Source organism: Geomonas paludis, assembly GCF_014193585.1.
GTDB lineage: Bacteria > Desulfobacterota > Desulfuromonadia > Geobacterales > Geobacteraceae > Geomonas > Geomonas paludis.
Genome location: NZ_BLXY01000018.1, coordinates 39,598 through 51,038 on the forward strand (window position 1 = coordinate 39,598; position 11,441 = coordinate 51,038).

General features: G+C 64.1%; 6 protein-coding genes and 1 riboswitch. Of the genes, 2 read left to right on the forward strand and 4 right to left on the reverse strand.

Going from position 1 to position 11,441, the window contains the following annotated elements:
* The first annotated feature begins 262 nt into the window (after nt 1-262).
* Both H7687_RS20555 and H7687_RS20560 read left to right on the forward strand, forming a co-directional pair.
* A complete protein-coding gene (locus H7687_RS20555) occupies nt 263-1,870 on the forward strand; it encodes a methyl-accepting chemotaxis protein (protein WP_183350927.1) in 1,608 nt (535 codons plus the stop codon).
* Between the two features lie 387 nt (nt 1,871-2,257).
* A riboswitch (cyclic di-GMP riboswitch) is annotated at nt 2,258-2,362 on the forward strand.
* 113 nt (nt 2,363-2,475) lie between these two features.
* Nucleotides 2,476-7,509 (forward strand): putative Ig domain-containing protein, encoded by a 5,034-nt coding sequence (locus H7687_RS20560; RefSeq protein ID WP_183350929.1) that lies wholly within the window; start codon nt 2,476-2,478, stop codon nt 7,507-7,509.
* Between the two features lie 82 nt (nt 7,510-7,591).
* Here the strand turns inward: H7687_RS20560 and cowN are convergent, their stop codons facing one another.
* From cowN to H7687_RS20580, 4 genes are all read right to left on the reverse strand, one after another.
* Entirely contained in the window at nt 7,592-7,897 is a 306-nt protein-coding gene (gene cowN / locus H7687_RS20565; protein WP_183350931.1) for a N(2)-fixation sustaining protein CowN, read from the reverse strand.
* 19 nt (nt 7,898-7,916) lie between these two features.
* Nucleotides 7,917-8,345, reverse strand: coding sequence for an FKBP-type peptidyl-prolyl cis-trans isomerase (locus H7687_RS20570; RefSeq protein ID WP_183350933.1), 429 nt, complete (start codon nt 8,343-8,345; stop codon nt 7,917-7,919).
* 319 nt (nt 8,346-8,664) lie between these two features.
* A complete protein-coding gene (locus H7687_RS20575) occupies nt 8,665-10,233 on the reverse strand; it encodes a 4Fe-4S binding protein (RefSeq protein WP_183350935.1) in 1,569 nt (522 codons plus the stop codon).
* A complete protein-coding gene (locus tag H7687_RS20580; protein ID WP_183350937.1) occupies nt 10,230-11,111 on the reverse strand; it encodes a DUF362 domain-containing protein in 882 nt (293 codons plus the stop codon). Before H7687_RS20580 ends, H7687_RS20575 begins: the two co-directional genes overlap by 4 nt.
* Nucleotides 11,112-11,441: the final 330 nt, after the last annotated feature.

Here is an 11,441-nt window from a genome sequence, read left to right on the forward strand (position 1 = left end):
ATTTCATGTTTTTTGCCACGAGAAGCTGGCACAGTCTTAGTGGTGCCTAATCGGTCGTTCAGTGGAGAACTTTAAGAAAAACGTGCAGCGCTGACGAAGTGGCAGCGACCGCGAGCGCAACTGCTGACGAGGCTGTGACAGCAGGCGCAGTGACAGGAGAAAGCGCAGCCGTCATTACGATTCCGCTGATACATCAAAAGGCGACGCCAGCCGATAGATAGTAGCTGACGCTGTTCAAGATGGCAGGGACAGGAGGGTAACCATGGCGACCATCCGCGCGAAGATCATCATGAACATGGCGATCATGCTGATTACCATCGCCGTCATCACGACGCTGGAATTCCGCACCATTGCCACCTTGGGGAGGATGCAGGATGAGAGCGCGCAGCGCTCGGACGCCGCGGTGTCGGCCAAGGAGGCCTCGATGGCAGGGCTCGCGCTGTACCGGGTCATCGCCGATGCGGAGATCAGCCGGGACCTGGAGCGCGCCCTCAAGGCGTGGGAGACCAAAAAGGCGGAAGTGCTCAAGAACATCGAGAAGACGGTTGCCAACGCCGATACCGCCGAGGAAAAGAGGCTTCTGGCCGAGGTGCAGGGCGCGGCGACCGGGATAATCGGGACCTTCGAGCAGAAGATGGTGCCGCTGTTGCGGGGGGGCGAGGACACGCTCCAGGAAGTCCGCGCCCTGGACCGGCAGATCGAAGCGCAGGTGGAAAAGATAGAGTCCCAGATGGACAAGGTGACCGAGTCACTGGTCCAGGAGATGCGGCAGGCGGACGGGGAATTCGATGCGGAGCGGCGTAAGGCCCTGGTCGAGGGGGTGGTGATCGGCCTGGTGGGCGTCCTGCTGCAGGCGGGGCTGGGGGGCATGCTGCTCAGGGCGATCATGGCGTCGGTGAACGCCATGCGGGCGCTGCTGACCGCCGTTACCGCCGGGGATCTCACCCGGCAGGCGGAGATCGACTCCAGGGACGAGCTTGCCGAGACGGCGAGGGAATTCAACGGGTTCGTGCTGAACCTGCAGGACATGGTGCGGCAGATCGCGGCAACGGCGGATGTGGTGGTTGCCTCGTCGCAACAGCTCAGTTCCGGCGCGGAAAAGATTGCCGCGGCGGCGGAGGAGGTGGCGCAGCAGTCGGCCACGGTGGCCACGGCCGGGGAGGAGATGTCCGCCACCTCCGGCGACATCGCCCGGAGTTGCCAGCGGGCGTCCGAAGGTGCCGACGTTGCCAGCCGCTCCGCCCAGGACGGCTCCCAGGTGGTGGAGGCGACGGTGTCGGTGATGGGACAGATCGCCGCGAAAGTCCAGGAGTCCTCGAGGACGGTGGAGCAGCTCGGGGAACGCTCGGACCAGATCGGGGCCATCATCGTTACCATCGAGGACATCGCCGACCAGACCAACCTGCTCGCCCTGAACGCGGCCATCGAGGCGGCGCGCGCCGGCGAGCAGGGGCGGGGCTTCGCGGTCGTTGCCGACGAGGTGCGTGCCCTGGCGGAGCGGACCACCCGCGCCACTCACGAAATCGGGGAGATGATCAAAGCGATCCAGAAGGAGACCAGGGGTGCCGTGACGGTCATGGAGCAGGGGGTGGGACAGGTCACGACCGGCACGGCGGAGGCGGCGCGTTCCGGCGAGGCGCTGCGGGAGATCCTGGAACAGGTGCAGGGGGTGGCGATGCAGGTGAACCAGGTCGCCACCGCAGCCGAGGAGCAGACCGCCACCACCGGGGAGATTTCCCGCAGCATGCAGCAGATCACGGAGACTGTGCGCCAGACCGCCTCCGGCGCCCACGAGTCGGCCGCCGCGGCCCAGGAACTCTACGGCAGCGCCGAAAAGTTGCAGCGTCTGGTGGGGCATTTCAAACTGTAAAACGCGTCGCTCGGGCGCCCCGGATGGCCAAGCCGAACGGGCGCCTGCCACACCGCTCTTCCCCCCCCCCGCCTCAACACCTGTATTGCCGGAGTGGAAGTGCGTGGCGCTTCCCCGCTGCGCCTTCGTCCGGCACCGCTCCCGCACTCATTGCCTCTCTCACCCCACTTTTCAGCAGCCGTTTTCGCTTTTTCTTACCCCGGCACACATAGAATAATTTGAAGTATGTTTGACAGGCGACCGCAAAGCAGGTAGGCTCTGTGGCCCAGCGAGTATACGTGAAAATGTTAATGATCTGCGTACAGTTTATGTGCTTGGAGCTACTGTTCAGATGATGTGATTACAGGTTATTAGCCTGTTAAGCTGCGCGAACGATAATTAAATCGAAGACTGAAATGGCAAAGCCGGGGTGACCCGGTGACGCAAAGCTACCTGTCCAGGCAACGGCTCGAGGCGACACCGCAAGCGAGGCTGGAAAGAGGGGCTGCCGAAGTCGGGTGGATGGGAAGGGCTATCCTAACGCGATAGCCTTTTTTTGTAGCTGGCGTGACGTGCAAATTACCGTGGCAAGCCTCGCGGAAGGCTGTCATCAGACTGGAGGTGTTATGAGGAAGTTGGTGAGGATCGCCAACCTGCTGCTGGCCGTCTTCTTGCTGGCCCTGGCAACCGCATCCGTTTCTCAGGGGGAAGAGCAACCGGCACTGGTCACGGACGCCTGGGTCGACGCAGCGTCGCTGAACTCGCTGGGCGAGGTGGTGTGGTCGCAGTATGACAGCAGCACCGGCTCGCAGCAGTTCTTCTCGTCGATGCGCGGCCAGCTCACCACCGACGTGACTTCACGCTTCAGCCCTGCCGTCAACAACATGGGAGACATGGTCTGGAGCGAGTACAGCAACGGCTATCCCGGCGGGTACGTACTCTATGGCAGGATCAAAGGGGAGGTCGTCACCCTGGCCAACAGCACCAACTGGCTGGGCCAGGCCGACATCAACGATCGGGGCGAGGTGGTCTGGACCCAGAGCGACAACTCGGGCGAGAGCCAGATCTACTCGAACCTGCGCGGCCAGTTGACCAGCGGCAGCCTCCGGCACGACATGCCCTCCATCAACAATAGGGGGGAAATCGTTTTCAGGCAGTACGACTCCTTCCAGCCCGGTCCGCCCCAGATCTACAGGATCGCCGCCGCGAGCACCACGCCGGTGCTGGTGGCAACCGAGGGCCTGGACTACGGCAGCAGTGCCGCGATCAATGATAATGGCGAGATCTTCTGGACGGTGCGGGACAACGCCAACTCGACCACGCAGATCGTCTCCAGCGTGCGCGGCCCCGTGCTGCCGGCGCCGGTACCGTCGGGCATCTTTAGCGTTGATGTCAACAGCTGCGGCGACGTCGCCTACATAGCCGACGAGGGGGGCGGGCGCAGACTGTACCGGCTGGGGAGCAATGCCCCCTGCGTGACCTACCCGGCGGGTAACGATACCCAGGCAGAGGCGACGCCGGTTGCTTTGGGTGACATCTTCACCGGGATGGTGAACTGGGACACCAACAACGTTACCGACTGGTACCGCTTCGATGCGAGTGCCGGCGACACGATCTACGTGACCGCCAATTACGACACCCGCGCGCCCAACAGTTTCATGATCGGCCTCTACGATGCACAGGGAAATCCCGTCGGCGCCTACCAGCCCGGCTTCCCGGTCAGCATCATCAGCAAGGCCGCCTACAGCGGCAGCTACTATGTCAAGGTTGAAGGTGGCGGCTCGCGCAATGGCTATGCCGTCTCGCTCAGCAAGTACAGCGAAAACTGCGGCGCCGGGCCGTGCCGGGAACTGCTGGCCACCGACGTCTGGACCGGCTCCATAAACTCCCTGGGTGAAGTGGTCTGGGGCAAGTACAACCCGGAGATCGGAACCCAGCAGTTTTACTCCTCCACCGGGAGGCAGCTCCCCGAACCGATGGGCGGCAGTAACCCGGTCGTCAACAACTTGGGCGACCTGATCTGGAGCGAGTACAGTTACGGCTACCCCGGCGGCTACCTGCTGAAGGGGACCATCCGCGGCGTGCCCGTGATCATCGCCAACAGCGCCGACTACATTGGCGAGGCGGACCTCAACGACCGCGGCGAGGTGGTCTGGAGCGCGGCCGACAGCAACGGCACCCGCCAGGTCTACTCCAACCTGCGGGGGCAGCTGACCAGCGGGCCGCAGCAGCACGGCAAGCCCTCGATAAACAACGCCGGCGATGTCGTCTGCCTGGAGTCAGATCCCATGCAGCCCGGGCCGGGACGCATCGTCCGCATCGCGGCAGGCAGTACCGTGCCGGTTGTGGTAACCACCGACCCGCGGAACTACCGTGCCGCCGCGATCAACGACAGCGGCGAAATGGTGTGGGCGGTGAATACCTTCGACAATGGCATTCCCGCAGCGCAGATCTTCTCCAGCGTGCGCGGAGTCATCGTGGAGCGGGTGAGCAACGACATCTTCACCCTTGATGTGAACAACTGCGGCGACATCATCTACAGCGCCTTCGACGGCGGGTTGACCAAGCTGTACCGCTTCGGCAACAGCGGTGCATGCACGACGCATCCGCTCGCCAACGACACCCAATCGCAAGCGGCTCCCGTAGGCCTTGGGGACATCTTCACCGGGGTGGTAGACGGTTCGGCCAGTCCCTTCGACTGGTACCGCTTCAAGGCCGGTGCAGGCGACACCATCTACGTCACGGTCAACTACGATAACAGCGTCCCCAATCTCCTCGGCGTCGGGCTCTACGACGGGAGCGGCAACCTGGTGGCCCCGGCGCAGGGTATCCCGATGAAGGTCACGTTCCCCGTCGGGGCGACCGGGACCTACTACCTGAAGGTGGAAGCGGTAGCGGGACACGTGGGCTACGCCGTCTCGCTCAGCAAATACAGCGAAAACTGCGGCGCCGGACCCTGCCGGGAACTGCTGGCCGACGATGTCTGGAGCGGCTCCATCAACTCCCTGGGAGAAGTGGTCTGGGGCAAGTACAACCAGGAGATCGGAGCACAACAGTTTTTCTCCTCCACGCGGGGACAATTCCCGGCACCGACGGGGAGCAGCAACCCGGTCGTCAACAACATGGGCGACATGATCTGGAGCGAGTACAGCTACGGCTATCCGGGGGGGTATCTGCTGAAGGGGACCATCGGCGGCGTGCCGGTGACTATCGCCAACAGTGCCGACTACATGGGCGAGGAGGACCTCAACGATCGTGGCGAGGTCGTCTGGAGCGCAAACGACGCCAACGGGGTCCGACAGATCTACTCGAACCTGCGGGGGCAGTTGACCGCCGGGCCGCAGCAGCACGGTAAGCCGTCGATAAACAACGCCGGCGATGTCGTCTGCGTGGAATCCGATCCGATGCAGCCGGGACCGGGACGCATCGTCCGCATCACGGCAGGCAGTTCCGTGCCGGTTGCGGTGACCACCGACCAGCAGAACTACCGTGCCGCCGCGATCAACGACAGCGGTGAGATGGTGTGGGCGGTGGCCATCTATGGAAATGGCGCTCCCGCCTCGCAGATCGTCTCCAGTGTGCGCGGTGTCGTGGTGGACCGGGTGACTTCAGACATCTTCACCCTCGATGTGAACAACTGCGGCGACATCATTTACAGCGGGTTCGACGGCGGGATGGCCAAGCTGTACCGCTTCGGCAACAGCGGCGCCTGTGCGACCCATCCCGTTCCCAACGACACGCAATCCGAAGCGACTCCGGTAGCGCTGGGCGATATCTTCACGGGGGTCGTCGACAGTTCGGCGAATACCTGGGACTGGTACCGCTTCCAGGCCGCTTCCGGTGACACCATCTACGTCACGGTCAACACTGACAGCAGCGCCCCCAACCTCCTCGGCGTCGGCCTCTATGACGGGCAAGGCAACCTGGTGGCTCCGGCGCATGGTACCCCGCTGCAGCTCACATTCCCCGTCGGCGCGACCGGGAGCTACTACCTGAAGGTCGCAGCGGGCGGGGGACGCGTGGGCTATGCGGTGTCCCTGAGCAAATACCGCCAAAACTGCGGAGCGGGACCCTGCCGCGAACTGCTGGCCGACGATGTCTGGAGCGGCTCCATCAACTCCCTGGGGGAAGTGGTTTGGGGCAAGTACAACCAGGAGCTCGGAGCTCAACAGTTTTTCTCCACCACCCGGGGGCAACTCCCCGCCCCGCCGGGGAGCAGTAATCCGATCGTCAACAACATGGGCGACATGATCTGGAACGAGTACAGCTATGGCTATCCTGGCGGCTACCTGCTGAACGGGACCATGGCCGGCGTACCGGTCACCATCGCCAACAGCGCCAACTACATCGGCGAGGCGGACCTGAACGATCGCGGTGAGGTGGTCTGGAGCGCGGCCGATGACAACGGCATCCGCCAGATCTATTCCAACCTGCGGGGGCAGTTGACCGTCGGGCCGCAGCAGCACAGCAAGCCGTCGATAAACAACGTCGGGGACATCGTCTTCCTGGAGTCCGATCCGGTGCAGCCGGGACCGGGGCGGATTTTGCGGGTAGCGGCAGGCAGTGCCGTACCGGTTGCGGTGACTACGGATCCGCAGCATTACCGCGCCGTCTCGATCAACGACAGCGGTGAGATGGTATGGGCGGTTGCCAGTTTCGACAATGCCATTGCCGGATGGCATATCGTCTCCAGTGTGCGCGGCGAACTGCTGACGGACCGGGTGGGCAACGACCTCTTCACCCTCGACCTGAACAATTGCGGCGACATCATCTACAGCACCATCGAGGGCGGGTTGGCCAGGCTGTACCGGTTTGGCAACAGCGGTGGGTGCATGGCCGTCCCGGAACGCTCCTTTTCCCTCGCTGTTGCCAAGGTCGGAACCGGCAACGGTGAGATTACCAGTTCGCCTGCAGGCATAGCGGTCACCGTGACCGACACCATGGGCATGGCGGCGTTTGGCGCCGGCACCCCGGTCACCCTGACCGCCACCCCGGATGCCGGTTCCCGCTTCGTGGGTTGGATGGGTGTAGCCGGCGGAAGCGAGCCCACCTGCACGGTGATGCTGGGGCAGGCGGCAAAGGCGGTCGCCATTTTCGAGGTGAAGCCGGTAGATACCGAAGCGCCGACGGCCCTTGCCGTCGACACCATCTCACTTCCCTTCGGAACCAGCGGCACCGCCTACAACAGGAGCTTGTCGGCAAGCGGCGGCATGCCGGGGTACACCTGGTCTGTCGCCAGCGGCAGCCTTCCGGACGGGTTGACCCTGGACCCTTCCACTGGGGCCATCTCCGGGGTCCCCGACACGACCGGCAGCTATGCCTTTACGGTCAGGGTCGCCGACAGCGCCGGGGCGAGCGCCACCGCCTCCTTCACCATCAACGTCACGACATGTGCCACTGCACCGGTCAGCCTCGCCACCCTGCCGGCGGCGGGCTTCAATGATCCGTTCACGGCCTACCTGCAGGCCCAGGATGACGACCTGATCATGCTGCAGCATTTCTTCTTCGGCAGCGGGCTCACCCTGAACCGCAACATCCGGGTCACCCTGAGGGGCGGCTACGACTGCGGCTACACGGGAAGCACCGATAGCTCCGTTTTCAACGGCGTGCTGCGGGTGCAGGACGGCACCGTGCGGGTGGACAAGCTGGTTTTCAGGTAGAAGCTGCTACAGCTGCAGCAAAAAAGGGCGCCCCCAAGACGGAGGCGCCCTTTTTGTTATTGATGGGAATCGAGGCCTGGTCCTAGCAACTCTCCCGCTCTATCCGTTCCAGCAGCCCCAGGGCCGCCTCGTCCTCGTATTCTTCGAAGAGCTCCCGGATGTTGTTGATGTAGGAGTGGACCAGGAACAGCTCGTCCAGACAGCGCCCGCCGTTTTGGTCCGGTTGTCCGACACGCGCCAACTTCTCCTTGAACTTCTCCCAAAATGCGTTGCTCTTCTCCGGGTCGTCGATGTGCCGGCGCAGCAGCGCCATCAACTCCTCCGAGTTCCTATCGCCGTCGATGCCCACGAAAGAGACGTAGCGGTCCGGCTTCTCCTGTTGGTGCATGTGTAGGTCTCCTCGGTGGCTACCGGATCAGGTCCAGGCGCAGGGCGAAGGTGAGATTGCAGCCGGCCAGGGGGTGGTTACCGTCCAGGGTCACCGCCTCGTCGCTCACCTCGGTCACCAGCATCACCCGGGCGGTCCCTCCGGCGAACTCGATGCCCAGTTTTTGGCCCGGCTTGATCTCTTTTTCGGCAGGAAAAGAGCCGCGGGCGACGCGGATGACGTTCTCCTTGAGCCGCGCCCCGTAGGCCTCCTCGGCGCGGAGAAAGATGTTCCGTGTCTCCGTCGGCCTCATCCCGACGATGGCGGCCTCGAGCGCCGGGAAGAGCTCGCCAGCCCCTAAAGTGGCCGTGAGCGGGCCTTCGGCCTCGGTGCTGTGGAAGATGGTGCCGTCATCGAGGGTCCCGATGTAGCTTATCGTGATGGTGTCTCCCATGCTGGCTGTGGCCATGTCCGTGTCTCCTTCGTGCTGTTTTTGCTGGCGCCGACATGCCGGTGCCGACGGGGCGTAAGCCTGAGTTGCAACTCCCAGACCAGTTGTGCATCCAGCACTCCCCCTCCCTTGACGGGAGGGGGCAGGGGGGTGGGTGAAGCAGCCAGCTGAGGACATGTTGGCCAGTTCCCCCACCCCCTGACCCCCTCCCGCAAGGGGAGGGGGGTGTCTTGGTCCGCTAAGGTGTGGTACCTGGAATGATGGGAGGGGCGCGAGAGGGAGGAGGGCAGAGGACAGAGGGTAAAGCGCGTGTGAGAGCAGGAACCGGGGACGGGACCTACGAATTGCCGGCGTACGGATCGGTATAGGGATCCTGGGGAGTGGGCGCGGCCGGCAAGGAGGGCTTGAGCGGCGTCCGGTCCTTCACGCGGAACACCTCGATGGCGGCTTTACCCTCCAGAGGACAGACGTTCTCGCAGATGCCGCAGCCGTTGCAGAGTTCCTCCACTACGTAGGGCTGCTGCACCGTTTTCTTCACCCCATCGAAGCCGGCCAGCTCGACCCGCTCGGAGCGGATCGCCTTGCCCGGGATGGGGCAGTGCTCCTCGCAGACGATGCAGTCGATCCTCCTGGCGAAGGGGAGGCAGTGGTTCTTGTCGAAGACGGCCTTGCCGATCACCTGGCGCTGCTTCTCTTCCCTGGGGAGATCGGGAATGGCGCCGGTGGGGCAGACCTGGCCGCACAGGGTGCAGTTGTACTCGCAGTAGCCCAGGCGCGGCACCACCAAGGGGGTGTAGAGCCCTTCCGCGCCGGCCTGGAACAGGGCGGGGTAGAGCGCGCTTCTCAGGCAGACCTTCATGCACTCGCCGCAGCGCACGCACTTCTTCAGGAATTCATCCTCGCTGCGCACCCCGGGCGGCCGTAACAGCTTCGCCTCGGCGGCCGGTTCCCGAAAACGGAACCCCCTGGCCAGTACCACCCCGCCCAACAGTCCCCCCAGAAAGACGCGCCGTTCCATGAACGGCCCGGCCTGCGGCGGCCCCGCGGCAAACCGGAAGCGGACCCGGCGCGACGGGCAGCGCAGAGCACATTCCATGCAGAGGATGCATTCCTCGGTTTGCAGGAGATCCTGGTCGAATGAGGTGGGGCAGTGCTCGCGGCAGGCCTGGCAGTCGGCACAGAGCCTGGCGGGGGTGCGGCGCAGGGGCCCCAGGCGGGAGACCAGCCCGAGCAGCGTTCCCAGCGGGCAGAGGCGGCGGCACCAGGCCCTCCTCTCGTAGCGCTCCAGGAACAGGATCAGCAGGAACAGGAGCGCGGAGAGAAAGGCGAGCGGGTAGAGGGTTTCCCGGAAGGGAAGCAGGTAGTCGCGCAGCAGGCGGTAGCCGGGGTCGAGGAGGTCGCGCCGCTCGCCCATGATGCCGTACAGGGAGCGCCAGCCGCCGCGCACCGTGTCCCCGAAGAGGGGATGGAAGAAGAAGGTGAGCGCGCGTAGCAGTAGCGCGATCGGGTCGAGCAGGCCGGCCAGGTTCACCCCGAACAGGGACGCGGCCAATAGCGGCAGGAGCAGCCAGTATTTCGCGCGGCCGGTGAGGGCGCGCACGGCGCCGACCTTGCGGATCCTGCCGGTGACGAGGTCCAGGACGGTCCCGAGCGGGCAGATCCAGCCGCAGAAGAATCTCCCCAGGAAGAGGGCGGCAACGAGCACGATCAGGCCGGGGAGGAGCAGCGGCAGGTATTCTTTGGTCGCCAGCATGGTGCTGGCGGCGGTGAGCGGGTTGGCCCGGAAGAAGCCGTTCACCGCGGCCACGATGCGGTCGCTGCCGCGGTACTCGGTCATCAGGAACAGGACCAGGAACAGGGCGAGGAACAAAAGCTGCGAGATGCGGGCGGTGGTTACCTTTCTCACACCCGGACGATCCTCATTTTGTCGAGGTCCATCTCGCCCAGCCCGCGCTGGTAGGCGGTGCGGGTCACGGCGATGTCGGCGGGTTTCAAGCCGAAGAGGGTGGTGGCGTAGGCGTCGGCGGCGACGATGTCGGTGGAGGCGATGACCTGGTTCAGGACCTTCACGTCGGCCAGGTTGCCGCCTTGCGGGCCGTGGGCGGTGAGGATCCTGGTGGCGTCGATCAGGGTGAGTTGGGGGCGGAAGGAGGCGTTCACGTCGGCGAGCGCCTGGTCAATGTTCTTGTGGATGGAGCCGCGGTTGCCCCCCATGATCCCCATCACGTTCTTCATGCCCAGGGTGAGCCGGCTCAGGCCGTGGTGCTTGGCGACGGGGAGGTTGATGTAGACGTCGGCCGAGAGCGCCTCCCCGTAGAGTTCCCACTCCTTGAGCACCTTGCCGTTGAGCGCCACCTTCTTGAAGCGCTCTTCCTCGAGGTGTTTCATCTCGACCCCCTTCATGCCGCGCAGGGCCGATTCGATGCCGCTGGAGGCGTAGCAGCGCCGCGGGTCGTTGCAGGTCCGGTCGAAGACCTTCACCCTTTTGGCGCCGGCCTTCAGGCACTCCTCCACCACGGCCTTCACCACCAGCGGATTGGTGGTGGCGGCGTACTCGGGCGTGCGGTCCCAGCCGATGTTCGGTTTCACCACCACGGTCTGTCCCGGTTTCACGAACCGTTGCATCCCGCCCAGCGCCGAGAGTGCCTTGCGGGTGATGCCGGCATGGTCGGTCCCTTGCGCCACCGCCACCACCGGTCCTTGTGCCGCGAACAGGTTGCGCAGCCAGCCATGCAGGAAAAGAGATGACATGCCCAGTATCTTGATGAACTGCCGTCTTTCCATGGAAACCTCCCGGCAAAGGTGTGAGCGGCCTGACGCCAGCTCTCATTATATGGGCGCCCGCCGTGAATTCAACGCGTGCTGACGAAAAAGGAGCAGGGTCCAAGCATCGGCCTCCCATGTCTCACCCTCGAACGCAGCACGCAGAACCGCAGAACCGCAGAACCGCAGAACCGCAGCACGCAAACGTAGAACGTAGAACGTAGATGTTGAGTGCCACGACATCGTGGACAGATTTTGATGCCAGGACATCGTGGACACTCGTTCCCTCAACGTAATTTGTAGTCGAATTCCTCGACCTGGATTCGGTCTTGGAAAACTTTCAGTTTCTGC